The following is a 23,439-nucleotide window of genomic DNA, read 5'->3' on the forward strand; positions in this document are numbered from 1 at the left end:
CGTCCTACGCGGACGCGGGAAATTGAATGGTTCCAGGGCCCGCGCGGGGTGCTGCTTCATTGGAAAGCGCACTAGATTGAGGAAAGGTGGGACGTTCCGGTCCCGCGCGAGAGGCAGCGAGTTCATGGCGTATCGACGCCGCAGTTCCATCCAGATGCAAGCTGCAACCGAAACGGTCGCGGTGGCGCCGACGTCGTCCACGGCGGAGAGGCCGGCCAAGCCGCGGACGCGAATGATGCGACAATATGACCTTGTCGAGCGCGTCCGCTCCTACAACCCCGACACCAACGAAGACCTGCTCAACCGCGCCTATGTCTACGCCATGAAGGCGCACGGCACGCAGACCCGTGCTTCCGGCGATCCCTATTTCTCGCATCCGCTCGAGGTCGCCGCGATCCTCACCAACCTCAAGCTCGACGACGCCACGATCGTGGCGGCGCTGCTGCACGACACGATCGAGGACACCGAGGCGACGCGGGCCGAGATCGACAATGTGTTCGGCCACGAGATTGGCGCACTGGTCGAAGGCCTGACCAAGCTGAAGCGGCTGGAACTGGTATCGCGCGAGGCCAAGCAGGCCGAGAATTTGCGCAAGCTGCTGCTTGCGATCGCCGACGACGTCCGCGTGCTGCTGATCAAGCTCGCCGACCGGCTGCACAACATGCGCACGCTGGAATTCGTGCCGCCGGCCTCGCGCCGCCGCATCGCCGAGGAGACGCTGGATATCTATGCGCCGCTGGCCGGTCGCATGGGTATGCACGAGATGCGCGAGGAACTCGAGGACCTTTCGTTCTTCGTGCTCGATCCAGAGGCCTATGCGGTGGTCAAGCAGCGGCTCGACTCGCTGGCCGAGCGCAACCGCAATTTGATCGGCGAGATCGAAACCCAGCTCTCCAAGAACCTGCAGAAGAACGGCATCACCGCGCGGGTATTCGGCCGCCGCAAGCAGCCGTTTTCGATCTGGACCAAGATGGAGCGCAAGTCGGTCGGCTTCGAGCAGCTGTCCGATATCTACGGCTTCCGCATCATCCTCGACGATGTCGGCGCCTGCTACCGCGCGCTCGGCATCGTCCACACCACCTGGCCGGTGGTGCCGGGCCGCTTCAAGGACTACATCTCGACCCCGAAGCAGAACGACTACCGCTCGATCCACACCACGGTGATCGGGCCGGGCAAGCAGCGCGTCGAGCTGCAGATCCGCACCGAGGACATGAACCAGATCGCCGAGTTCGGTATCGCCGCGCATGCCTTCTACAAGGAGGGCGCGGGCTCGCCGCACGAGCGGCTGAAGCACGAGTCCAACGCCTTCGCCTGGCTGCGCCACACCATCGGCATCCTCTCGGAAAGCGCCAATCCGGAAGAATTCCTCGAGCACACCAAGCTCGAGCTGTTCCACGACCAGGTGTTCTGCTTCACGCCGAAGGGCAAGCTGATCGCGCTGCCGCGCAACGCCAACGTGATCGATTTCGCCTATGCCGTTCACACCGGTGTCGGCAACAGCGCGGTCGGCTGCAAGATCAACGGCAAGTTCGCGCCGCTGTCCTCCGAGCTGCAGAACGGCGACGAGGTCGAGGTGCTGACCTCGAAGGCACAGTCGGCGCCGCCGTCGGCCTGGGAGGCGCTCGCCCGCACCGGCAAGGCGCGGGCTGCGATCCGCCGTGCCACCCGCGACGCGGTGCGCGACCAGTATGCCGGCCTCGGCCGCCGCATCGTCGACCGCCTGTTTGCCCGTGCCAAGATCGAATACGCCGACGACAAGCTGAAGGGTGCGTTGCCGCGGCTCGCGCGCGGCTCGATCGAGGACGTAATGGCTTCGGTCGGGCGCGGCGAGATCAAGGCCTCCGACGTCGCACGCGCGATGTATCCCGATTACAAGGAAGAGCGGCTGGTGCGCTACGGTGCCAAGAAGGGTCTCGCCGCCAAGCTGAAGACGCAGAACCCGCCGCACCCGGCGCGCGCAACCTCGGTGATCCCGGTGCGCGGCATCAATTCCGACCTGCCGGTGAAGTTCGCGCCGAACGGCGGTGCGGTGCCGGGCGACCGGATCGTCGGCATCGTCACGCCGGGCGAGGGGATCACGATCTATCCGATCCAGTCGCCGGCGCTGAAAGATTTCGAGGAGGAGCCGGAGCGCTGGCTCGACGTGCGCTGGGATATCGACGAGACCATGCCGCAGCGCTTCCCGGCCCGTATCCTGGTCCACAATGTCAACGAGCCCGGCAGCCTCGCCCAGATCGCGACCGTGATCGCCGAGCACGACGGCAATATCGACAACATCCACATGTCGCGCCAATCGCCCGATTTCACGGAGCTGACCATCGATCTTGAGGTCTATGACCTCAAGCATCTCAGCGCTATCATCGCCCAGTTGCGCGCCAAGGCCGTCGTCGCTCGGGTCGAGCGCGTCAATGGGTAACGTCTCGTCGTTGCCGGGCTTGACCCGGCAACCCATCTTTCCAAAAGGATGGATGCGCGGGTCAAGCCCGCACATGACGGGCTAGATTGCAGGTCAAAGAGATGTCCAAAACTCCGCCGCTGCGTCTCGGTATCAATGTTGATCACGTCGCCACCCTTCGCAACGCCCGGGGCGGAGCGCGGCCCGATCCGGTGCGGCTGGCGCTTGCCGCGATCGCGGCCGGCGCCGACGGCATCACCGCGCATTTGCGCGAGGATCGCCGCCACATCCGCGATGAGGACATGGCGCGGCTCAAGGCCGAGATCTCCAAGCCGCTGAATTTCGAGATGGCGGCGACCGACGACATGCTGCGGATCTCGCTCGCCACCAAGCCGCACGCGGTTTGCCTGGTGCCGGAACGGCGCCAGGAGCTCACCACCGAAGGCGGCCTCGACGTGGTCGGCCAGCACAACGCACTGGCGCCGTTCATCGCGCGGCTGGGTGACGCCGGCATCCGCGTCTCGCTGTTCATTGCCGCCGATCCCAGGCAGATCGAGATGGCCGCGAAGCTGAAGGCGCCCGTGATCGAGATCCACACCGGCGGCTGGTGCGACGCTGTGGTCGACGGCCACCAGGACAAGGCGGAGGCCGAATGGAAGCGCATCGTCGCCGGTGCCAGGCTGGCGCAGGCGGCCGGGCTCGAGGTCCATGCCGGCCACGGGCTCGACTATGATACCGCGGAGACGATTTCCGCGCTGCCCGAAATCCGGGAGTTGAACATCGGTTATTTCATGATGGGCGAGGCACTGTTCGTCGGCATCGCCGGGACGGTGCGTGAGATGCGTGCGGCGATGGACCGCGGCCGCGCCAGGGCGCAGGGTGGCGTCAGCGCATGATCATCGGCATCGGCTCCGACCTGATCGACATCACCCGGGTGGCCAAGGTGATCGAGCGCCATGGCGAGCGATTCCTCGATCGCATCTTCACCGACGCCGAGCGCGCCAAGGCGATGCGCCGTGCCAACAACGAGAAGATGGTGGTCGCAACCTACGCCAAGCGCTTTGCCGCCAAGGAAGCTTGCTCCAAGGCGCTCGGCACCGGTATCCGGCGCGGGGTGTGGTGGAAGGACATGGGCGTCGTGAACCTGCCGGGCGGGCGGCCGTCGATGCGGCTGACCGGCGGGGCGCTGGCCCGGCTGCAGGAACTGACGCCCGAGGGCATGCAGGCGCAGATCGACCTTTCGATCACCGACGATTGGCCGTTGGCCCAGGCCTTCGTCATAATTTCGGCGGTTGCCCCCGCCAGATGATCCCGCGGTGCCGGATTCTGCCGGAAAACTTCAGCAAACTAAAAAATCATTGATATTTCAATGAATTGCGAAGTTTTGAGGCGGCGATTGATTGCGCCCCTGCGAACAACCGTCTAAAACGCCGCAGGGTTATATCGAGCGAGACGCTGATTCCGGGTTTAGGCCGGAATTTGCCCTCAAGATCAGAATCAAGGCCATTTTCCTCACGCGAAGGCCGAACGCTTCGCGCGAAGAGAACGTTCTGCCACCGCGTGGACATCAGTCCACGGGAATTGAGAAAGCAATGAGCGTGACCACCGGGACCAAATCTGAAAGCGGCTTGGGCGAGACCATCCGCGTCGTCATCCATGCTCTTCTGATCGCGCTCGTCATCCGCACCTTCCTGTTCCAGCCGTTCAACATCCCCTCCGGGTCGATGAAGGCGACGCTCCTGGTCGGCGACTACCTGTTCGTCTCGAAATATTCCTATGGCTACAGCCACTATTCGATCCCGTTCTCGCCGAACATTTTCTCGGGCCGCATCTTCGGCTCGGAGCCGAACCGCGGCGACATCGTGGTGTTTCGCCTGCCGCGGGATGACTCCACCGACTACATCAAGCGCGTCATCGGGCTGCCCGGCGACCGCATCGAGGTGAAGAGCGGGCTGCTCTACATCAACGATGAGCCGATCAAGCGGGAGCGGCTGAGCGATTTCGTCGGCGAGGATCCCTGCGGCTCGGCGGATGCGACCGCCCGCGTCAAGCGCTGGAAGGAGACGCTGCCGAACGGCGTCAGCTATGAGACGCTGGACTGCACCGACAACAGCTACATGGACAACACCATCGTCTACACCGTTCCGCCCGGGCATTTCTTCATGATGGGCGACAACCGCGACAACTCCACCGACAGCCGCTTCCTGTCGCAGGTCGGCTACGTGCCGTTCGAGAACATCATCGGGCGAGCCCAGATGATCTTCTTCTCGATCGCCGAGGGCGAGCAGGCCTGGATGATCTGGCGCTGGCCGCTTGCCGTGCGGTGGAATCGCCTATTCTCTATCGTGCGATGAACGACGATACCGCATCCATCAACGATCCAGCGCCGACCGGCGAGCCGAGCCAGACGCCTGCCGCCGACGGCACAGCCGCGCCGAAGAAGCGGCGCAGCAAGGCGGCCAAGGCCGCTGAGGAGAAGGCCGCGATCGCCGGCACCGAGGCGCGGATCGGGTACACGTTCCAGGATCCCGCGCTGCTGACCACCGCGTTCACCCACGTCTCCGCGCTGAAGCCCGCCACCCGCAACCGCGCCGACAGCTACCAGCGGCTGGAGTTCCTCGGCGACCACGTGCTCGGGCTGATCGTGTCGGACATGCTGTTCCGGTCGTTCCCCAAGGCCGACGAGGGCGAATTGTCGAAGCGGCTCGCCGACCTCGTGCGCAAGGAGAGCTGCGCCGACGTCGCCAAGGCGCTCGGGCTGCTCGAGGACATCAAGCTCGGCATGGTGAAGGCGGTCGAGGGCGCCCGGCTGCGCAAGTCCGTGCTCGGCGATATCTGCGAAGCGGTGATCGGGGCGATCTTCCTCGACGGCGGCTACGAGGCTGCGCGCCAGTTCGTCGAGCGCAACTGGACCGAACGGATGCACAAGCTGCGCCGGCCGCTGCGCGATCCCAAGACCGTGTTGCAGGAATGGGCCCAGGGCAAGGGGCTGCCGACGCCGGTCTATCGCGAGGTCGAACGCACCGGTCCGCATCACGATCCACAATTCCGCGTTGCGGTCGACCTGCCGGGCCTGGCCTCCGCCGAGGGCCTCGGTGGCAACAAGCGCGCGGCCGAGAAGGCGGCGGCATCCGCGATGATCGAGCGCGAAGGCGTCGGCACCAATGACTGACGAGGCCAAAGGGCAAGGGGACGCGACGCGCTGTGGCTTCGTCGCGCTGATCGGTGCGCCCAATGTCGGCAAGTCGACGCTGGTCAACGCGCTGGTGGGCTCTAAGGTCACGATCGTCTCGCGCAAGGTGCAGACCACGCGCGCGCTGATCCGCGGCATCGTGATCGAAGGCAACGCGCAGATCATCCTGGTCGACACGCCCGGCATCTTCGCGCCGCGGCGCCGGCTTGACCGCGCCATGGTATCGACCGCCTGGAGCGGCGCGCACGACGCCGATCTCGTCTGCGTGCTGCTCGATGCGAAGTCGGGCCTCGACGAAGAGGCCAACGCGATCCTGGCCAAGCTCGAAACCGTCGCGCATCCGAAGATCCTGGTGCTGAACAAGGTCGATCTCGTGCAGCGCGAAAAGCTGCTGGCGCTGGCGCAGGCCGCCAACGAGCGGATGCGCTTCGAGCACACCTTCATGATTTCGGCGCTGTCCGGCGACGGCGTTGCCGATTTGCGCCAGACGCTCGCCAAGCTGGTGCCCGCGGGGCCCTTCCTCTATCCCGAGGACCAGATGTCGGATGCGCCGATGCGGCATCTGGCGGCCGAGATCACGCGCGAGAAGATCTACAGCCATCTGCATCAGGAACTGCCGTACCAGTCGACGGTCGAGACCGACAGCTGGACCGACCGCAAGGACAAGTCGATCCGCATCGAGCAGACGATTTTTGTCGAGCGCGAGAGCCAGCGCAAGATCGTGCTCGGCAAGGGCGGCGCCACCATCAAGTCGATCGGCGCGCAGGCGCGTGCCGAGATCGCCGAGATCATGGGCGTCCCCGTGCATCTGTTCCTGTTCGTCAAGGTGCGCGAGAACTGGGGTGACGATCCCGACCGCTACAAGGAAATGGGACTGGAATTCCCCAAGGAATAAGAGTCGACGCTTGCATGAACGTGCCCAGAAATGTGCTGTGGTTTGAGGTTCTGCTCTATCTGTCGCTGACGCTGGATGCGCTGTCGGTGGCGTTTCAGGACCGCACGCCGACCGTCCTGAAGACCGAGCAGGTGATCATGGGTGAGACCCTGACGGCCGGCTGCATGATCCTGCTCCTGATGTATTTCGTCCGGCTTGCCGCGCAGCACCGCAAGAACTGGCCGCGCTGGGCGCTGCTCGCGGTGCTCGTCTTGTCGTTGATGTCCCTGGTGCAGGTCATCGGCGCAAGGGGCATGGAGATCGACAGCGCCATCGAGGTGGTGTCATGCATTCTGACCACGGCCGGGCTGTATTATTCCTTCACCGGCGACGCGCGGGGCTGGTTCAACGCGTAGCGAATGACGCGTGCGGAAAGCTGCGTTCATCCGCGGAATCCTGCTAGACTCCGCACATGGAATGGACCGACGAAGGCATCGTGCTGGGCGTGCGGCGGCATGGCGAATCCTCCGCCATCGTCGAGCTGTTGACGCGCGAGCACGGCCGCCATCTCGGCCTGGTGCGCGGCGGCGCCAGCTCGCGGATGCGGCCGCTGCTGCAGCCCGGCAACAGCGTCACCGCGGTGTGGCGGGCGCGGCTCGACGAGCATCTCGGCATGTATGCGCTGGAAGGCACGCGACTGCGCGCTGCGACGCTGCTCGGCTCGTCGCATGCGGTCTATGGTGTCACGCATCTGGCGGCGCTGGCCCGGCTGCTGCCCGAGCGCGATCCGCATGAGGACATCTACGAGATGCTGGAGGGGACGCTCGACGATTTCGAGGACGCAGGCGTTGCCGCCGTGCATCTGATCCGGTTCGAGCTCGCGATGCTGACCGAGCTCGGCTTCGGGCTCGACCTGGAAAACTGCGCGGCCACCGGGGAGACCACCGACCTGATCTATGTGTCGCCGAAATCCGGCGGCGCGGTGTCGCGCGCCGCCGGCGAGCCATGGCGCGACCGGCTGTTGCCGCTGCCGGCGTTCCTGCGCGAAGGCGAGGGCGGCGCCAACAGCTGGTCGGACCAGGACCTGCTCGACGGCTTCCAGATCACCGGCCTGTTCCTGCTCCGCCACGTGCTGGAGCCCCGCGGCCAGGGCCATTCCGACGCCCGCGACGGATTTATCAACGCCGTGACGCGGCGGCGGGGCCGGAGCGCGGTTCCGTAAGGCCGATTCGGGCCTTAAATTCCCGCTGATTCGCGGCTTGCCCGATTCAGCGCTAAGGTTTAACGCCTCCCCATGGGAAAACGACAGATACCGCCGGAAGAGCCGGCCGAAATTCACGAGGTGCCGCTGCGTGATGCGCTCGAGGAGCGCTATCTCGCCTATGCGCTCTCGACCATCATGCATCGCGCGCTGCCGGACGCCCGCGACGGGTTGAAGCCGGTGCATCGGCGCATCCTCTACGGCATGGACCTGCTCGGGCTCGACCCGCGCGCCGCGTTCAAGAAGTCGGCCAAGATCGTCGGCGACGTGATGGGCTCGTTCCATCCTCACGGCGACCAGGCGATCTACGACGCCATGGTGCGCCTGGCGCAGGATTTCTCCTCGCGCTACCCGCTGGTCGACGGCCAGGGCAATTTCGGCAATATCGACGGCGACAACCCGGCCGCCTACCGCTACACCGAAGCGCGCATGACCGAGGTCGCGCGCCTCTTGCTCGAAGGCATCGACGAGGACGGCGTCGAGTTTCGTCTCAACTATGACGGCCAGTCGAAAGAGCCGGTGGTGCTGCCGGGCGGCTTCCCGAACCTGCTCGCCAACGGCGCGCAGGGCATCGCGGTCGGCATGGCGACCTCGATTCCGCCGCACAACGCCGCCGAGCTCTGCGACGCCGCGCTGCATCTGATCGAGAAGCCCGACGCCAAGTCGAAGGCGCTGCTGAAATGGGTCAAGGGCCCGGACTTCCCGACCGGCGGCATCGTGGTCGATTCCAAGGAAGCGATCGTCGAGGCCTACACCACGGGGCGCGGCTCGTTCCGCACCCGTTCGCGCTGGACCCAGGAGGAAGGCGCCCGCGGCACCTGGGTGGTCGTCGTCACCGAGATCCCGTGGCTGGTGCAGAAGTCGCGGATCGTCGAGAAGATCGCCGAGCTCATCAACGAGAAGAAGCTGCCACTGGTCGCCGACGTCCGCGACGAGTCGGCCGAGGACGTCCGGCTCGTGATCGAGCCGAAATCGCGCACCGTCGATCCGGCGCTGATGATGGAGTCGCTGTTCCGGCTGACCGAGCTGGAAAGCAAGATCTCGCTGAACCTCAACGTGCTGATCAAGGGCCGCATCCCCAAGGTGGTCGGCCTTGCCGAGTGCCTGCGTGAATGGCTCGACCACCTGCGCGACGTGCTGGTCCGGCGGACCAAATTCCGCAAGACCCAGATCGAGCACCGCCTGGAAGTGCTGGGCGGCCACCTCGTCGCCTATCTGAACCTCGACAAGGTGATCAAGATCATCCGGACCGAGGACGAGCCGAAGCCGGTCTTGATGAAGACCTTCAAGCTCACGGAGATCCAGGCCGATGCCATCCTCAACATGCGCCTGCGCAATCTGCGCCGCCTGGAGGAGATGGAGATCCGCACCGAGGACAAAGATCTTCGCAAGGAGCTGAAGGGCATCGAGGGCCTGCTCGGTTCCGAGACGGAGCAATGGGCCAAGGTCAGCGATCAGGTGCGCAAGGTCCGCGATATCTTCGGGCCGAAGACGCCGCTCGGCAAGCGCCGCACCACCTTCGCCGATGCGCCCGAGCATGACCTCGCCGCGATCGAGGAAGCGCTGGTCGAGCGCGAGCCGTGCACCGTCGTGATCTCAGAGAAGGGCTGGGTACGGACGCTGAAGGGCCATGTCGAGGACCTCTCGGGGCTTGCCTTCAAGACCGACGACAAGCTCGAGCACTCGTTCTTTGCCGAGACCACCTCGAAGCTGTTGCTGTTCGCGACCAACGGCAAGTTCTACTCGCTCGACGTGGCAAAGCTGCCGGGCGGCCGCGGCCATGGCGAGCCGATCCGCATGTTCATCGACCTCGAGCAGGACGCCGCGATCATCTCGCTGTTCGTCAACAAGGGCGAGCGCAAGTTCCTGATCGCGAGCAGCGAGGGGCAGGGTTTTGTCGTCAAGGAAGAGGACTGCGTCGGCAACACCCGCAAGGGCAAGCAGGTGCTCAATGTCGAGATGCCGAACGAGGCCCGCGCGATCACGACCGTGAACGGCGACACCGTTGCGGTGATCGGCACCAACCACAAGATGGTGCTGTTCGGCCTCGACCAGGTGCCGGAGATGGCGCGCGGCCGCGGCGTGCGCCTGCAGAAATACACCAGCGCGTCGCTGTCTGACGTTGCGGTGTTCGACGCCAAGGCCGGCTTGAGCTGGAAGGATTCCGCCGGCCGCGAGCACAGCATGACCATGAAGGAACTGGCCGACTGGCGCGGCAACCGCGCCGACGCCGGCCGGCTCGCCCACGGCCTGCCGAAGTCGAATAAGTTCAATCGCGGCGTGGAGTAACGGTGTTGTAGCCCGGATGAAGCGAAGCGAAATCCGGGAGCTCGCGCCGGATCACCAGTGATCCCGGATTGCGCTGCGCTCCATCCGGGCTACGGGGGCTCAGTGCGCGGTGTGATAGTATCCACATTTCACCGCGCTATAACCGTCGCCGACGACATCGGGCGACGGTTGCCATGGCGCACAATCACGACCACGACCACAGCGGTCATTCTCACGGACATGCCGGGCATTCCCATGCCGGGCACAGCCACGCGCCCGACAGTTTCGGCACGGCCTTTGCGGTCGGCGCGTCGCTGAACACCGCTTTCGTCGTCGCGGAGCTGATCTTCGGCTATTCCGCCAACTCGTTGGCGCTGGTCTCCGACGCGGTTCACAATCTCTCCGACGTCATCGCGCTGCTGTTGGCCTGGGGCGGGGCATGGCTCGCCGGCAGGCGGCCGACCGATACTCACACCTATGGCTACCGTCGCGCCTCGATCCTGGCGGCGCTGTTCAATGCCGGGTTGCTCCTGATCGCGGTCGGCGGCATCGCGGTCGAGGCGATCAATCGCTTGCGCGAGCCGGCGGAGGTCGCAAGCTGGACCGTGGTCTGGGTCGCGGCGCTCGGCATCCTGATCAATGGCGGCACCGCGCTGCTGTTCATGCGCGGCCGCGACAGCGACCTCAATGTCCGCGGCGCCTATCTGCACATGGCGGCGGATGCCGGTGTCTCGCTCGGCGTCGTGATCGCCGCGCTCCTGATCATGGCGACCGGCTGGCAGTGGCTCGATCCGGCGATCAGCCTGGTGATCGCCGTGATGGTGCTGCTGAGTGGCTGGGAGCTCGCCCACGACAGCGTCAACCTCGCGCTCGACGCGGTGCCGAGGGGGATCGATCTCAAGCAGGTGCGGGATTATCTCATCGCGCTCGAAGGCGTCACCGAGGTGCACGACCTGCACATCTGGGCGATGAGCACCAGCGAGACCGCGCTGACCGCGCATCTGGTGCGGCCCGGCGGACACGACGATGTCTTCCTGCATCACGTCTGCGCCGAGCTCTCGGAGCGGTTCAGCATCCACCACGCGACACTGCAGGTCGAGATCAGCAGCGAGACCTGCCGGCTGGCGCCGGCGGAAATGGTCTAGCCGACGCGGCCGCCACGCACTCGCATTCAATTGATCGATCGACCCATGTCCACGGCTTCCACGGGCGGCGACGAGACGGCACATTGCGACCGCGCGAATGGCTGGCGTAATCAACGGAGGGCGACGTGAAGAAGGCAATCGGTCTTGCAATGTTGTTCTTCGCCGTGGGCGCGCTGCCGCATGCGCATGCCGAGCCGGCGAAAGCAGGCGTCGAGAAGCTCTACATCCTCAACTGCGGTGAAGGCGTTGCAGGTGACATTTCACGCTGGTCGCCCGGCGTCAACGAAGGCAAGTCGATGGACTTCGTCGACAATTGCTACCTGATCAAGCATGCCCAGGGCTGGTTCCTGTGGGACACCGGGATTCCCGACGCGGTGGCGGCGATGCCGGACGGCCTTGCGCCGGCTGATCCGAAGGCGATCACCTGGCGGCGGCCGAAGACGCTCGCCGCGCAGCTCGACCAGCTCGGCGTCAAGCCGACGGACATCAAGGCGATCGCCGTGTCGCACACCCATCCCGATCACATCGGCAATGTCGAGCTGTTCCCGGCGGCGATGCTGTATGTGCAGAAGGCGGAATATGAATGGCCCGGCACCAACAACGCGCCGCGCTTCAAGCCTGAGCATCCCGTGACGAAGCTGGAAGGCGACCGCGACGTATTCGGCGACGGCAGCGTCACCATCCTGTCGACGCCGGGCCATACGCCCGGCCACCAGTCGCTGCTGGTGAAGCTGCCGAACACAGGTGCGATCGTGCTGACCGGCGATGCCGTTCACTTCAGGGATAATTGGGACAATCGGCGCGCGCCGAGCATGAACGCCAGCAAGGAGCAGACGCTGGCCTCGATGCAGAAGATCGCCGATACGCTGACGAAAGAGAAGGCGCAGCTCTGGATCAACCACGACAAGGCGCAGCGCGACGGGCTGAAGCTGTCGCCGGAATTCTACGACTGAGCCGCCGTGGCGGTGTTCGCTTTCGACCAGTTTCGAAAAATCTGCGCGGTCTCCTCGTCCATCGGAAAGAAGCTCTCGATGCGCAGCTCCTGCAGCGTGACGTCCTGCGGCGTCCCCAGCGTCGCGATCGTGGTGAACAGCTGCAGGCTGACGTCGCCCTTGCGGAACAGCATCGGCAGCACCGGTCCGGATGCGGGACTTGCCGGCGCGGCCAACGCGGCCTCGACACCGTCATAGGCCAGCAGGCGCTTGAGCAATTCCGCCGTCGCAGTGGTGCCGTCGGCGGCGGCATCGGCCTCGACGCTGCGGACGAAGTAGCCGGCAACCTCGGTCCAGTTGGTGAGATAGGGGCGCAACACACCGGGCGCGACCAGCGCATCGGCGAGGTTGACCGCCGTGCCTGGCGCCAGCGGCCCGACCAGGAATTCCACCAGTTGGCTTGCGCCTGCATTGGCGAGCAGCAGATTCCAGTGCCGGTCGACCACGACCGCCGGGAAGGGCTCCTGCTGTGCCAGGATGAAATCGAGCGCGTAGCGGATCTGGGCGAGCTCCGGCGCGGCGAGGTCGGTTTGCCGCCAGACCGGCGCGAAGCCGGCCGCCACCAAGAGCGCGTTCTGCTGGCGCAACGGCACGTCGAGCGCCGCGGCAAGCCGGATCACCATGTCGCGGCTCGGCGCGGCGCGGCCGAGCTCGAGAAAGCTGAGATGGCGCTGGGAGATATCCGCGCGCCCGGCGAGCTCGAGTTGCGAGTGCCCCTTGCGCTGCCGCCACCAGCGCAGGCTGGCCGAAAAATCGCGCTGCTGCGACATGAATACCTGTGAAGTAGTTGCCGGAATGATCTCGCCGGGCAAGATGCCACAAGCGAACCGAAAACGCATGGGGATCGGGATGGGCGAGTGGATCGGCGTTGCGATTGCACTGGTCTCGAGCTGCCTCGGCGGCACCGCCGCGGCGATCACCCGTTACCTGGCGGGCAATGCCGACCCGATCACGCTGGCGATCCTGCGCTGGGTGATCGGCTTTCTCTGTGTGCTGCCCGCCGCGGTCCTGCTCGGGGCGAAGTGGCCGCGGCGTGACGACTTGCCGGCGGTCGCGGCGCTCGGCGTCGCCTTCTTCGGCGTGTTCTTCGTGCTTTATAATCTCGCGATGTCCTACACGACGGCGGCGCGCGCCAGCCTGGCGCTGGCGACCTTGCCGCTCTCGACGATGGTGGTCGGCGCCTTGCTCGGCTTCGAGCCGCTGACGATGCGCAAATCGATCGGGGTCTCGATCGCGGTGCTCGGCGCGGCGGCGGCGCTGGCATCCGGGCTGGCGGCGGCGCCAGTGGGCGCATGGCGCGGCGAACTGAGCATGGCCGCCGCAGTGCTCTGCATGGCCTTCTACAACGTGCTGTCGCGGCCGTTCATCCGCCGCTCCAGCGCGCTCGGCTTCCTTGCCGTCGGCATGGGCGCCGGCGCGGCCGCGCTGGTGGCGGTGGGATCGTTCACCGGCAGCCTGGCGACGCTGCGCGAGTTCGGCACGTCGCAATGGATCGCGGGGCTCTATCTCGGCATAGCCGGCGGCGCGCTGGCTTTCATCCTGTGGGTGCTGGCGCTCGAGCGGGCCTCGCCGACCCGCGTCGCCAACACCATGACGGTCAATCCGATCGCCGCCGCGCTGCTTGCGAAGCAATTGGTCGGCGAGCCGATCACGGCCAATCTGGTCGTCGGCCTGATCGCGGTCTTCGCCGGGATCTGGATCGCGACGTCGGAAACCAAATCGGTCTGATCAGCCGCGCGGCGCGGCAGGCGCGGCCGCCGGCGGGGCAGGCGAGTGCGTCGGCTTCAGCGTGCCGGCGTAGAACGACAGGACGAACACCAGGATAAGGCCGACAAGATAGACCCCATAGGATTGCGGCGGGGTGATCGCCCATTGCATGAGGCGTCGGATCGGGTTTGGCGGGCCAGCGTCGTTGTCCATGCGCTGTTGTGCGCGAAGGCCCGGACAAAAGGAAGCGGAATCGGCGCCATTCGGCGGCCGTGTTCCGCGCGAAATGGTGAGGCGGGCGGCCTTGCAATGCCGCATTGGCGTTCGCATCTGTCACGCGACGACCAACCCTTCCTCCCGCACCAATTGCCCGGCATAATCCAGCTTATGGAACTGACGCCCCGTTTGCGCCTCATGAATTGGCTGGTCCGCCAGGGTTTGACGGGCCTGCCGGAAAACGACCTGCTGCGCGGTTTCTGCGAGCGCTGCCGGGCCGCGGGCATGCCGCTGTCGCGGGCGATCGTCTTCATCGATACGCTGCATCCGATCTTCGAGGGACGCGGTTTCCGCTGGAACGACGGCGAGAGCAACGAGGCCGACATCTTCGAATACGGCTCGACCAGCACCGGCGAGGCCAGCCAGACCTGGCGGCGGTCGGCCTTCTATCACATGCTCGAAAACGGCCATGACGAGATAGTGATCGATCTCGCCGACACCTCGCACGATTTCTCGATGATCGGCGAGCTGGCGGAGAAGGGCCACAAGCATTTCGCCGCCTTCGTGCATCGCTTCGGCGAGGCCGGCACGATCGGCGAGATGGACTGCTTCTACTCCTACTACACCACCCGCCGCTCGGACGGGTTCGACGAGAACCATATGGCGGCGCTGCGCGACCTGGTGCCGGTGCTCGGGCTCGCGATCAAATCGGCTGCCCAGGTCGAGATCGCCCGCACGCTGGGGCGGGTCTATCTCGGCCGGGACACCGCGGAGCAGGTGCTGCGTGGACGCATGCAGCGCGGCATCACCGAGAAGATCAAGGCCGTGCTGTGGTACTCCGACGTGCGCGGCTCGACCGCGATCAGCGAGCGGATCGGCCCGGACGAGATCATTCCGTTCCTCAACGATTATGCGCAGGCCTCGATCGATGCGATCCACGACGCAGGCGGCGAGGTGCTGAAGCTGATCGGCGACGGCGTGCTGGCGATGTTCACCGGCGAGAACGTGGCAGGCGCCAAGCGGGCCGCGCTGCGGGCCGAGCACAGATTCCGGCATAACATCCGCGTGCTGAACGACCGCCGCGAGAACGAGGGCCGGCCGACCACCACGGCCTATGTCGGGCTCCATGTCGGCCAGGTCTTCTACGGCAATATCGGCAGCGAGGACCGGCTGGATTTCACGGTGGTCGGACCGGCCGTCAACGAGGTCAGCCGGATCGCCTCGATGTGCGCCTCGGTCGATCGGGAGCTGTTGACCTCGACCGATTTCCGCACCGGGCTCGACGCCGCCGGCCGCAACTATCTGGTCTCCACCGGCCGCTTCGTGCTGCGCGGCATCGGCCATGCGCAGGATCTCTACACGCTGGATCCGGCGATTGCCGCCGACGAGGTCGTCGGCGGCAAATACGAGCGGTACTTGGCGAGCTAGGGTCTCTCCACCGTCGTTGCGAGCGCAGCGAAGCAATCCATTCCTCCACAGGTGGCGACATGGATTGCTTCGCTGCGCTCGCAATGACGGCTGAGAAGACCCGGGATCAGCACCGCGCGGGTTCGCCGACCATGTCGGGCTGCCGCGTCAGCGCCACCGCGGGCGACATCAGGATCACCAGCGCCTGGGCGGCGAAGATCGCGGCCGCGAGATAGAGGCAGGCTTCGGCGCCGTAGAGGCCGCCGACGATGGCGCCGAGCGCGGAGCCGAGCGGGCGCGCGCCGTAACTCATGATGTTGATCGCCGAGACGCGCCCGAGCAGCGAGGGCGGCGTCACCGACTGCCGCAGCGTGGTGGTCGAGATCACCCACAGGATCGGCCCGACGCCGAGCAGGAAGAAGCTGAGGCCGGCGAGCAGCGGCGTCGCAAACCAGGTCGTCAGCGCCATCACGGCCGCGGCGACGAAGCCGGTAACCGGGCCGAGCCCGATCACGGTGCCGAACGCCAGCCGCTTCATCACGCGGGTCGCGAACAGCGCACCGACCACCATGCCGACGCCGTACATCGCAAGCGTGGTGCCGACGCCGGTGGCGCTGAGCCCGAGATGGCGCACCGCATAGGGCACGAACACGGCGAGCAGCAGGAACGACGCGGTGTTGAAGATGAACTGGGTGATGAACACCGGCCGCAGCAAGGCGTGGTGCATTACGAAGGCGGCGCCTTCCTTGATGTCCTGCAACGGATGGCGCCGCGGGGCAGGCTGCCGCGCCGGCTCGTAGATGCCGGCGAGCAGCACGACCGCGATGGCCGACAATGCCGCGGCGAAGCCGAATGCGGGCGCGGCACCGACCCAGCCGACCAGCACGCCGCCGAGCGCGGGGCCGCTGGCGAACGCGACGGTACGCGCGAGCTCGATGCGGGCGTTCGCCGCCGGCAATTGCTGTGACGTCACCAGCGAGGGGACCAGCGCCGGCGCAGCGACGCTATAGGCGACCGTGCCGCAGACCGCGATGAAGCCGAGCAAAGCGAGCAGCGGCAGCGTCATCGCGCCCAGCCACAGCAACAGCAGGATCGCGGCAAGCGCGGCCGCGCGCAGCGCTTCGGAGCCCGCCATCACCCAGCGCCGCGACACGCGGTCGGCGAGCAGGCCGGCGGGAATCGCAAACAGGATGAAGGGCAGCGTCAGTGCGGTCTGCAACAGGCCGGTCTGGCCTTCGCCGACGCCGAGCAGCAGCACGGCGACGATGGGCGCAGCCGCAAGCGCAACCTGTTCGGCGGATTGCGCGGCGAGATTGGACCAGGCCAGGCGGTTGAAGGTGGCTGGCAGGCGAGGCGTATCGGCGGACATGACGGAATCCTTGATCATTCGACTGCCCGGTAGTGTGTGGTTGGAAGAGGCCCGATCCCACCCGTTTCCCGATAACGCCAAAAGCAGAAGCCCGCTGAAGGGGATCGGCGGGCTCTTCCAGAGTCAGACTTGGCTGAAAGCTGTCACTGCGGTTTGGGAGCAGGCGCCAGTTGGCCCGTAATGGTGCCGACCAGCGCGGTTGGCGCGCTTTCGATGCCCACCGTCGGTGTTTCGGTGACCTCGGCCTTGCGCTGCGCCAGCGCGCTGGTCAGGCTGGTGAGTGCGTCGGAGCCGGCGGGGAAGCCGGCCTCCGAGAGGATCTTGTCGATCATCGGCTTGAATGCGGAGACCGACAGCAGCTGCGCGGCGAGCCCGTCGCCGAGCCCGAGGCCGCCATTGCCGTTGGCGTGGCCGTTGGCGCCGCCGCGACCGAGCATGCTGCCGGTGTCGAAGATCCGGATGTCGGAAATCTTCTCGATCGGCTTCACCGCCTCGGCGAGCGCGCTCGGGATCACGTTGATCCGCGCGAGGTTGAGATCGTAGGCGATCATGTCGGCGCTCAGCTTGTTGCGCGCCTCCGCCTTCATCGTCGCGACCTCGGCTTCGGCCTGGCCGAGCGCCTTGACGCCGGCAGCGCGGGTGGTGGCAGCCGCCGCATCGGCCTTGGCGAGCACGTTGGTGGCTTCCGCCTTGTTGGCGGCGGCCTGGCGTTCCGCCTCGGCCATCACCGTGATCGGCATCGCGTCAGTCTCGGCCGCCTTGCGCGCCGCGATCACGTTGATGATCTTGTCGCGCTCGGCGATCTCGGTGGCGCGGGCGGTGGTGACCTTTTCCTCGGCGGCGATCGCAACGGCACGCGCGGTCTCGGCGATGGTCTGGGCCTCCGACTGCTCCTTGCTCTTGGCCGCGACCGCGATCGCGCTTTCCTGCGCGACGATCTGAAGGTCGCGCTCCATCTCGGTGTTGCGGCGCTTGACCGCGAGATCGGCCTCGATCTTGCGCGTGTCGCGGGCCTGGTTGGCCTCGGTCTGCTTGTTGGCGACCGCGAGCTCCTGCTGGATGCGGTATTCGGCCTCGTTCTGCAGCGCGGTCTGTTCGACCTGCGCCGTCTGCGCGCGCATCGCGGCGGTCTTGTTGGCGATGTCGCGCTGCTGGGCGAGCTCGGCCTCGCGCTTGGTGCTTTCGATCGTCAGCGTGGTCTGCCGCGCCACCAGATCCTGCTGGGCGATGTTGACCTCGGTGGTGCGGACGATCTGGTTGCGCTCCTGCTCACGCTCCTTGGTGATCTTGGTCAGCGTGGTGAGACCATGCGCATCGAAGAAATTGCTCGGGTTGAAGTGCTTGATGTCGCTCTGGTCGAGCTTCGTCAGCGACACCGATTCAAGCTCGAGACCGTTGTTCTGGATGTCGGCGCCGACCGCGTCCTGCACCGCCTTGACGAAGGTGGCGCGCTGCTCCTGCAATTCCTCGAGGTTCATGGTCGCGGCGACCGAGCGCAGGCCGTCGACGAACTTGGCCTCGACCAGCTCGCGCAGCTCGGCCGCGTCATTGGTGCGGTTGCCGAGGGTCTGCGCCGCGAGCGCGATCGACGACGCGTCGGGTTTGACGCGCAGATAGAACTCGGCGCCGATATCGACGCGCATGCGGTCCTTGGTGATCAGCGAGTCCGGGCCGCCGCGCGCGACCTCGAGCCGTAGCGTTTTCAAGTTCACCGCGGCGGTGGAGTGGAAGATCGGCAGCACGAGCGAGCCGCCGTCGAGCACCACCTTCTGGCCGCCGAGGCCGGTGCGGACATAGGCCTCATCGCGCGTCGAGCGCTTGTAGAGCTTTGCGAACAGGAGACCGATAACGAGGATGACGATGACGCCAATAACGACGGGTACAGCAAGTTCCCACATGTGTTATGCCCTGTTGGAAGATCGTTGTTGTTCGACGAGGTCGGCTGGAGCGGCAATCGCGATGAAGCCCTTGGCATCGCGATCGACCAGCAGCACGCTGGCGCCGACCGGCAATGCCTCGGACTCCGCGCTGGCACGCGCCGACACGGTGTGCCAGTTGCCGAAGACATCCTTGAGACGGACCCGGCCGGGCAGGCCCTGATCGAGCGGGCCGACCGACACGGTTGCGACCTTGCCGACAAAGTCGCTGTCGTTGACCGCATAGCTCTCGTCGCGCGGAATGACGCGGGCGAGGCCGCGGCTGGTATTTCTGATCACGGGGATGCTGCCTGCGGCAGCAACCACCGCGGCAAGCGAGACCGGGATGGCGGTGCCTGCGGCATGCGCCAGTCCCTGAAGCAGGAAGCCTCCGATCGAGAAGATGCCGAGGATCAGGATGATCAGGATCAGGAGGGGAAGCCGTCCGGCGTTGATCCAGAGAAACAGGCCACTGAGAGCATTGTGGCTCTCGGCCTCGACCGCGAAATCCTTGCCGATCAATTCGCTGATCGAAAGTCCGATCATGGTGCTGAGCAGTTCGATACCGCCAAGTGCCACCATGATCGCGGCCGCGACCGCGAAGGGCCGCACGTCGGGGGCGAGCAGAATGTCGCCAACTGCACTCATTTTTCTGACTTGATCCTTTCAAGCCGCGCCGCGATTTCCTTTTCGCGATGCAGGCGATCGAGTTCGTCAAGCTCCTTGTCGCCGAGCACGCTGGAGGCGGGAACACCGGTGACCCGGGCGATCGCCGCCATGGCGCGCTCAGCACTCCATGTATTGGTCGTCGATGGGCCCCGGCTGGTTTCGTCCTGGGCCTCGCGGATCAGGCTTTGTTCGAGATCGGCCAAGCGCGTCTCCGCCTCGCGGCGCGCGCCGAGCATGGCCTGCAGCGCCTTGGTCTGCTCGTCGATTTCGAGTTCGATGAAATCCATCGCGCGTTCCAGCGCGATCACCTGCGACTCCAGATCAATTTGCCGTGCAACGCCGGCGCGCGCGAGATCCTCGCGATTTTCCGCAAGTGCGAGACGAATCTTTTCGTTCAGATTGGTCGTTTCGGTATCCAGTTCTTCGCGCCGCTTCTTCAGGCGGAATTCTTCGGCGCGCGACTTGCCGAGCGCGTAGCGCGCTTCGTCGGCGCCGGCGTCGATCTCGCGGATCGCCTGTTTGACCAGCGCGACCTTGTTGTTGTTCTCGACATTGTCGATGGTCTGGCTCGCGATGGCGGCAAGAAGCCGGCCCATGCGCGCAAGGATGCCTTCGTGAAGCATGGTCTTCTCCTCCGGTTGTGCTGATTTCGATTTGACGGCGATGTGGATTTCGTAGCCGCGTCCATCCGAGATCAAATGCGCCGGGAAGGGGCTTTCCCAGCCTGAGACATATCCCGGCACATCGAACGGCACCAAGACGCGTCCGCTAACAGTGCTAATGGTCAGTGAAGTTGGGCCCTTGATCGCAAACAACTTGTCGTCGAGCGGTATCCGGCGGACGGCGGCGCCTGCGATGTAATTGGCACGGTCGCGCAGGCCGAGCGTCACCAGCCGTGCGGGGAGGCCGGTCTCCTTGCGGATCTTCTCGTAGGCCTGGGCGTGCAGCGAGACGAGGTTGGCGCCGACGGGGGCGACCTCGGCGAGGATCGCCATCATCCGGTCATAGGCCGCAAAGGTCGCCTCGATCGCCTCGATGCCTGAAGGGTCAGGGGCGAGGGCGTAACGCAGGGTTGCGGTGGGCGTCTCGACGGGCAGCTTAATCATGCATCTAACGTAAAGCACTTCCTCAGTGCTTTACAAGAAGGGCGGTTGGTATCATTTTCGTGAGCCTAGATGCAGTTGCAAATGAGTTGCAATAACGGGACAGATCGGCCATCCTTGTCGGATGGATGCTCGGACCCCTGAACTGTCTTCCGTTTCGGTTCCCAATGCCGTGCCAAGTGGCTGGCGGGGCGATGCCGGACATGTGCGCAGCCTGCCTGAGGTGAACGCGACCGTCGCGGTGCCGTCAGGCGGCCTGTGGTGGCGGCGGCTGCTGGCCTTCGCCGGGCCGGGCTATCTGGTTTCGGTCGGCTATATGGACCCCGGCAACTGGGCCACCGACCTCGCGGGCGGATCGAAGTTTGGCTACACGTTGCTGTCGGTCATCCTGCTCTCCAACCTGATGGCGATCCTGCTGCAGGCGCTTGCCGCGCGGCTTGGCATCGCCACCGACCGCGACCTGGCGCAGGCCTGCCGCGCGACCTACTCGCGCCCGGTGAATTTGCTGCTGTGGCTCGCCTGCGAGGCCGCGATCATCGCCTGCGACCTCGCCGAGGTGATCGGCACCGCGATCGCGCTCAAGCTGCTGTTCGGCATTCCCCTGATCGGCGGCGCGCTGCTGGCGGCGCTGGATGCGTTCCTGCTGCTGCTCCTGATGAATCGCGGCTTCCGCTTCCTCGAGGCCTTCGTCATCGCGCTCTTGATCGTCATCGCGGTCTGCTTCGTCGTCCAGATCGCGGCCGCCGCGCCGCCGGTGGCCGCCGTGCTCGGCGGCTTCATCCCGTCGCGCGAGATCGTCACCAATCCGGAGATGCTGTACATCGCGATCGGCATCATCGGCGCCACCGTGATGCCGCATAATCTCTATCTGCACTCCTCGATCGTGCAGACCCGCGCCTACCCGCGCACCGAGGAGGGACGGCGCGACGCGATCAAATGGGCGACCACCGATTCCACCATCGCGCTGATGCTGGCGCTGTTCGTCAATGCCGCGATCCTGGTGCTGGCGGCCGCGACCTTTCACAAGAGCGGCCATTCCGATGTCGCCGAGATCGACCAGGCGTTCGAACTGCTGTCGCCGCTGCTCGGCCTCGGCATCGCCTCGACGCTGTTTGCCGTGGCGCTGCTCGCCTCCGGCCTCAACTCGACGGTGACGGCGACGCTGGCCGGCCAGATCGTGATGCAGGGCTTCCTCGACCTCAAGCTGCCCGACTGGCTGCAGCGGCTGGTGACCCGCGGCATCGCGATCGTCCCTGTCATCGTGGTCGCCGCGCTCTATGGCGAGAGCGGCACGGCGCAGCTGCTGGTGTTCAGCCAGGTCGTGCTGTCGATGCAGCTGCCGTTCGCGGTGATCCCGCTGGTGCGGTTCGTGTCCGACAAACGCAAGATGGGCGCGTTCGCGATCTCACGCCCCGTCGCGGTGGCGGCGTGGATCGTCGCAGGGTTGATCGTGATCCTGAACGTGAAGCTGCTGATCGATACGTTCTTCGGCAGCTAGTCCTGCGGCTCGGCGAGCACCTCGCCTGATGCGTCGACGCGCAGCCAGCCCGACGGCGCGAGCCGCTGCTGCGGCAGGAAGCGGCCCTTGTAGTCCATCTTCTTGGAGCCCTCGATCCAGTACCCGAGATAGACGTAAGGAAGGCCCTGCCGGCGGGCGCGGGCGATGTGGTCGAGGATCATGAAGGTACCGAGCGAGCGGGCCTCCAGCCCGGGCTCGAAGAACGAATAAACCATCGACAGCCCGTCGCTGAGCACGTCGGTCAGCGCCACCGCCATCAGCTCGTCGCCGCGGCCGGTGATGGCGCTGTCGCCATTGCGCTTGCGGTACTCGATGATCCGGGTCTCGACATGGCTGTCCTCGACCATCATGGCGTAGTCGAGCACGGTCATGTCGGCCATCCCGCCATTGCGGTGGCGGCGGTCGAGATAGGCGCGGAAGACCGAATATTGCTCCGAGGTCGGCACCGCGGTGCGCTGCTCGCCGATGATGTCGGCGTTGCGGGCCAGCACCTTGCGGAAGTTGCGGGAGGGGCGGAATTCGTTGGCGATCACCCGGACCGAGACGCAGGCCCGGCACTGGTCGCAGGCTGGGCGGTAGGCGATCGACTGGCTGCGGCGGAAGCCGCCATGGGTCAGCAAGTCGTTGAGATCGCCCGCTTTGTCGCCGACCAGGTGCGTGAAAACCTTCCGCTCATGTCGGCCCGGCAAATACGGGCAAGGCGAGGGCGCCGTCAAATAGAACTGGGGAGTATCACGCGAATGCTGGGTCACGTCAGATCGTCGGGCTCCACAAACAATACAGGCAGCCGAGTGAGCATCGCCCCCCTGAGGCTAACGGTCAATTGGTTTAGGCGGGCCTAATAGGAGGTCCGCGCGGCCGGGGCGACGGGGGTCCGGACCGAGCTGTTGATAATGACGGTTCCGAGGACGATGTCGTGCAGCAGCCGGCGGCGGCCGTTGAGCAGCCCGATCAGGAGCACTAGCGGCGACAGGAACGAGATCGTCACCCAGAACAGCACCGCATGGGTGGCGCCGAGCACGAAATAGCCGCGCGCACCGTACCAGGTCCGCAGTTCCAGATCCATCATGCGCATGCCGATGGTGGCCGAGTGCTGCCCGCCGATCGAGGCGCCGTAGTAGACGATCGCCCAGACGATCGAGGCCGGCGAGACCAGCCAGAACAGCGCCCAGCCGAGACCGAGCGTGACGAGGCCGAACACCGCGATGAAAATCACCGCCAGGATCACCGGCACCGACAGCACGAACAGGTCGATCAGGAACGCAAAGACACGTCGCGTCAGCACGCCGCGGAACAGGTCCGGCTGCATCATTGGGTCGAACGCATGCGGAGGAACGCCGCCGTCGTTGCGCCAGGCCTCGTTGCGCCAGGTGCCGCCGTCATTGCCGTAAGACATGACCAACCT

Annotated in this window: 22 protein-coding genes; 14 read left to right on the forward strand and 8 right to left on the reverse strand. The window is 65.7% G+C overall.

Annotated features, from left to right (window positions below):
• The first annotated feature begins 124 nt into the window (after nucleotides 1–124).
• From ACVWZM_RS38740 to ACVWZM_RS38790, 11 genes are all read left to right on the forward strand, one after another.
• Nucleotides 125–2,416, forward strand: a complete 2,292-nt coding sequence (locus ACVWZM_RS38740) for a RelA/SpoT family protein (protein WP_057020754.1) — start codon at nucleotides 125–127, stop codon at nucleotides 2,414–2,416.
• 101 nt (nucleotides 2,417–2,517) lie between these two features.
• A complete protein-coding gene (locus ACVWZM_RS38745) occupies nucleotides 2,518–3,291 on the forward strand; it encodes a pyridoxine 5'-phosphate synthase (protein ID WP_057020753.1) in 774 nt (257 codons plus the stop codon).
• On the forward strand, nucleotides 3,288–3,704 hold the full coding sequence (gene acpS / locus ACVWZM_RS38750) for a holo-ACP synthase (protein ID WP_021078359.1): 417 nt from the start codon (nucleotides 3,288–3,290) through the stop codon (nucleotides 3,702–3,704). The genes ACVWZM_RS38745 and acpS overlap by 4 nt, the downstream gene beginning before the upstream one ends.
• A 283-nt stretch (nucleotides 3,705–3,987) precedes the next feature.
• Nucleotides 3,988–4,749 (forward strand): signal peptidase I, encoded by a 762-nt coding sequence (gene lepB, locus ACVWZM_RS38755; RefSeq protein WP_028333840.1) that lies wholly within the window; start codon nucleotides 3,988–3,990, stop codon nucleotides 4,747–4,749.
• Nucleotides 4,746–5,567 (forward strand): ribonuclease III, encoded by an 822-nt coding sequence (gene rnc / locus ACVWZM_RS38760; protein WP_057020752.1) that lies wholly within the window; start codon nucleotides 4,746–4,748, stop codon nucleotides 5,565–5,567. The genes lepB and rnc overlap by 4 nt, the downstream gene beginning before the upstream one ends.
• On the forward strand, nucleotides 5,560–6,483 hold the full coding sequence (gene era, locus ACVWZM_RS38765) for a GTPase Era (protein WP_016844010.1): 924 nt from the start codon (nucleotides 5,560–5,562) through the stop codon (nucleotides 6,481–6,483). Before rnc ends, era begins: the two co-directional genes overlap by 8 nt.
• Before the next feature lie 14 nt (nucleotides 6,484–6,497).
• Nucleotides 6,498–6,878 carry a hypothetical protein gene (locus tag ACVWZM_RS38770; RefSeq protein WP_057020750.1) on the forward strand — a complete coding sequence of 127 codons (381 nt, stop codon included), beginning with the start codon at nucleotides 6,498–6,500 and terminating at the stop codon, nucleotides 6,876–6,878.
• Nucleotides 6,879–6,934: 56 nt separating this feature from the next.
• Nucleotides 6,935–7,684 carry a DNA repair protein RecO gene (gene recO / locus ACVWZM_RS38775; protein ID WP_057020749.1) on the forward strand — a complete coding sequence of 250 codons (750 nt, stop codon included), beginning with the start codon at nucleotides 6,935–6,937 and terminating at the stop codon, nucleotides 7,682–7,684.
• A gap of 72 nt (nucleotides 7,685–7,756) precedes the next feature.
• Complete coding sequence (gene parC / locus ACVWZM_RS38780; protein ID WP_076834399.1) at nucleotides 7,757–10,012, forward strand: DNA topoisomerase IV subunit A; 2,256 nt, start codon at nucleotides 7,757–7,759, stop codon at nucleotides 10,010–10,012.
• 173 nt (nucleotides 10,013–10,185) lie between these two features.
• A complete protein-coding gene (locus ACVWZM_RS38785) occupies nucleotides 10,186–11,136 on the forward strand; it encodes a cation diffusion facilitator family transporter (RefSeq protein ID WP_076834397.1) in 951 nt (316 codons plus the stop codon).
• A 149-nt stretch (nucleotides 11,137–11,285) separates the two neighbouring features.
• Nucleotides 11,286–12,089 (forward strand): N-acyl homoserine lactonase family protein, encoded by an 804-nt coding sequence (locus ACVWZM_RS38790; RefSeq protein WP_076834411.1) that lies wholly within the window; start codon nucleotides 11,286–11,288, stop codon nucleotides 12,087–12,089.
• Here the strand turns inward: ACVWZM_RS38790 and ACVWZM_RS38795 are convergent.
• Nucleotides 12,080–12,898: a helix-turn-helix domain-containing protein gene (locus ACVWZM_RS38795; RefSeq protein ID WP_076834395.1), complete on the reverse strand. Its 819-nt coding sequence runs from the start codon at nucleotides 12,896–12,898 to the stop codon at nucleotides 12,080–12,082. The genes ACVWZM_RS38790 and ACVWZM_RS38795 overlap by 10 nt on opposite strands.
• Nucleotides 12,899–12,977: 79 nt before the next feature.
• Between ACVWZM_RS38795 and ACVWZM_RS38800 the strand changes: the two genes are divergently transcribed.
• Nucleotides 12,978–13,856 carry a DMT family transporter gene (locus ACVWZM_RS38800; RefSeq protein ID WP_141342650.1) on the forward strand — a complete coding sequence of 293 codons (879 nt, stop codon included), beginning with the start codon at nucleotides 12,978–12,980 and terminating at the stop codon, nucleotides 13,854–13,856.
• Here the strand turns inward: ACVWZM_RS38800 and ACVWZM_RS38805 are convergent, their stop codons facing one another.
• Entirely contained in the window at nucleotides 13,857–14,048 is a 192-nt protein-coding gene (locus ACVWZM_RS38805) for a hypothetical protein (protein WP_057020744.1), read from the reverse strand.
• 174 nt (nucleotides 14,049–14,222) lie between these two features.
• Between ACVWZM_RS38805 and ACVWZM_RS38810 the strand changes: the two genes are divergently transcribed.
• Nucleotides 14,223–15,479, forward strand: coding sequence for an adenylate/guanylate cyclase domain-containing protein (locus ACVWZM_RS38810; protein WP_076834391.1), 1,257 nt, complete (start codon nucleotides 14,223–14,225; stop codon nucleotides 15,477–15,479).
• 106 nt (nucleotides 15,480–15,585) lie between these two features.
• Here the strand turns inward: ACVWZM_RS38810 and ACVWZM_RS38815 are convergent, their stop codons facing one another.
• From ACVWZM_RS38815 to ACVWZM_RS38830, 4 genes are all read right to left on the reverse strand, one after another.
• Complete coding sequence (locus tag ACVWZM_RS38815; RefSeq protein WP_076834409.1) at nucleotides 15,586–16,827, reverse strand: MFS transporter; 1,242 nt, start codon at nucleotides 16,825–16,827, stop codon at nucleotides 15,586–15,588.
• 143 nt (nucleotides 16,828–16,970) lie between these two features.
• Nucleotides 16,971–18,725, reverse strand: coding sequence for a flotillin family protein (locus tag ACVWZM_RS38820; RefSeq protein ID WP_141342651.1), 1,755 nt, complete (start codon nucleotides 18,723–18,725; stop codon nucleotides 16,971–16,973).
• Between the two features lie 3 nt (nucleotides 18,726–18,728).
• Nucleotides 18,729–19,391, reverse strand: coding sequence for an OB-fold-containig protein (locus ACVWZM_RS38825; RefSeq protein WP_076834388.1), 663 nt, complete (start codon nucleotides 19,389–19,391; stop codon nucleotides 18,729–18,731).
• The gene (locus tag ACVWZM_RS38830) at nucleotides 19,388–20,518 is read right to left on the reverse strand and encodes a PspA/IM30 family protein (RefSeq protein ID WP_253623801.1); all 1,131 of its coding nucleotides are present in this window, start codon (nucleotides 20,516–20,518) and stop codon (nucleotides 19,388–19,390) included. The genes ACVWZM_RS38825 and ACVWZM_RS38830 overlap by 4 nt, the downstream gene beginning before the upstream one ends.
• Before the next feature lie 121 nt (nucleotides 20,519–20,639).
• Here ACVWZM_RS38830 and ACVWZM_RS38835 point away from each other — a divergent pair, with 121 nt between their 5' ends.
• Nucleotides 20,640–22,013 carry an Nramp family divalent metal transporter gene (locus ACVWZM_RS38835; protein WP_076834384.1) on the forward strand — a complete coding sequence of 458 codons (1,374 nt, stop codon included), beginning with the start codon at nucleotides 20,640–20,642 and terminating at the stop codon, nucleotides 22,011–22,013.
• On the opposite strand, the gene ACVWZM_RS38840 is transcribed toward ACVWZM_RS38835, so the two are convergent.
• On the reverse strand, nucleotides 22,010–22,786 hold the full coding sequence (locus tag ACVWZM_RS38840) for an arginyltransferase (RefSeq protein WP_076834382.1): 777 nt from the start codon (nucleotides 22,784–22,786) through the stop codon (nucleotides 22,010–22,012). The genes ACVWZM_RS38835 and ACVWZM_RS38840 overlap by 4 nt on opposite strands.
• A gap of 86 nt (nucleotides 22,787–22,872) precedes the next feature.
• A complete protein-coding gene (locus ACVWZM_RS38845) occupies nucleotides 22,873–23,430 on the reverse strand; it encodes an RDD family protein (protein WP_057020739.1) in 558 nt (185 codons plus the stop codon).
• Nucleotides 23,431–23,439: the final 9 nt, after the last annotated feature.

The organism is Bradyrhizobium sp. USDA 4501, assembly GCF_054062115.1.

Coding starts and splice junctions, on each gene's coding strand:
- ACVWZM_RS38845 (WP_057020739.1), bottom strand. CDS start 23,430: ATGTCTTACGGCAATGACGGCGGCACCTGGCGCAACGAGGCCTGGCGC.
- parC (WP_076834399.1), top strand. CDS start 7,757: ATGGGAAAACGACAGATACCGCCGGAAGAGCCGGCCGAAATTCACGAG.
- ACVWZM_RS38810 (WP_076834391.1), top strand. CDS start 14,223: ATGGAACTGACGCCCCGTTTGCGCCTCATGAATTGGCTGGTCCGCCAG.
- rnc (WP_057020752.1), top strand. CDS start 4,746: ATGAACGACGATACCGCATCCATCAACGATCCAGCGCCGACCGGCGAG.
- ACVWZM_RS38825 (WP_076834388.1), bottom strand. CDS start 19,391: ATGAGTGCAGTTGGCGACATTCTGCTCGCCCCCGACGTGCGGCCCTTC.
- ACVWZM_RS38770 (WP_057020750.1), top strand. CDS start 6,498: ATGAACGTGCCCAGAAATGTGCTGTGGTTTGAGGTTCTGCTCTATCTG.
- ACVWZM_RS38785 (WP_076834397.1), top strand. CDS start 10,186: ATGGCGCACAATCACGACCACGACCACAGCGGTCATTCTCACGGACAT.
- ACVWZM_RS38805 (WP_057020744.1), bottom strand. CDS start 14,048: ATGGACAACGACGCTGGCCCGCCAAACCCGATCCGACGCCTCATGCAA.
- ACVWZM_RS38815 (WP_076834409.1), bottom strand. CDS start 16,827: ATGTCCGCCGATACGCCTCGCCTGCCAGCCACCTTCAACCGCCTGGCC.
- ACVWZM_RS38835 (WP_076834384.1), top strand. CDS start 20,640: ATGGATGCTCGGACCCCTGAACTGTCTTCCGTTTCGGTTCCCAATGCC.
- acpS (WP_021078359.1), top strand. CDS start 3,288: ATGATCATCGGCATCGGCTCCGACCTGATCGACATCACCCGGGTGGCC.
- ACVWZM_RS38795 (WP_076834395.1), bottom strand. CDS start 12,898: ATGTCGCAGCAGCGCGATTTTTCGGCCAGCCTGCGCTGGTGGCGGCAG.
- ACVWZM_RS38790 (WP_076834411.1), top strand. CDS start 11,286: ATGTTGTTCTTCGCCGTGGGCGCGCTGCCGCATGCGCATGCCGAGCCG.
- ACVWZM_RS38800 (WP_141342650.1), top strand. CDS start 12,978: ATGGGCGAGTGGATCGGCGTTGCGATTGCACTGGTCTCGAGCTGCCTC.
- lepB (WP_028333840.1), top strand. CDS start 3,988: ATGAGCGTGACCACCGGGACCAAATCTGAAAGCGGCTTGGGCGAGACC.
- ACVWZM_RS38820 (WP_141342651.1), bottom strand. CDS start 18,725: ATGTGGGAACTTGCTGTACCCGTCGTTATTGGCGTCATCGTCATCCTC.
- ACVWZM_RS38830 (WP_253623801.1), bottom strand. CDS start 20,518: ATGATTAAGCTGCCCGTCGAGACGCCCACCGCAACCCTGCGTTACGCC.
- ACVWZM_RS38745 (WP_057020753.1), top strand. CDS start 2,518: ATGTCCAAAACTCCGCCGCTGCGTCTCGGTATCAATGTTGATCACGTC.
- recO (WP_057020749.1), top strand. CDS start 6,935: ATGGAATGGACCGACGAAGGCATCGTGCTGGGCGTGCGGCGGCATGGC.
- ACVWZM_RS38740 (WP_057020754.1), top strand. CDS start 125: ATGGCGTATCGACGCCGCAGTTCCATCCAGATGCAAGCTGCAACCGAA.
- era (WP_016844010.1), top strand. CDS start 5,560: ATGACTGACGAGGCCAAAGGGCAAGGGGACGCGACGCGCTGTGGCTTC.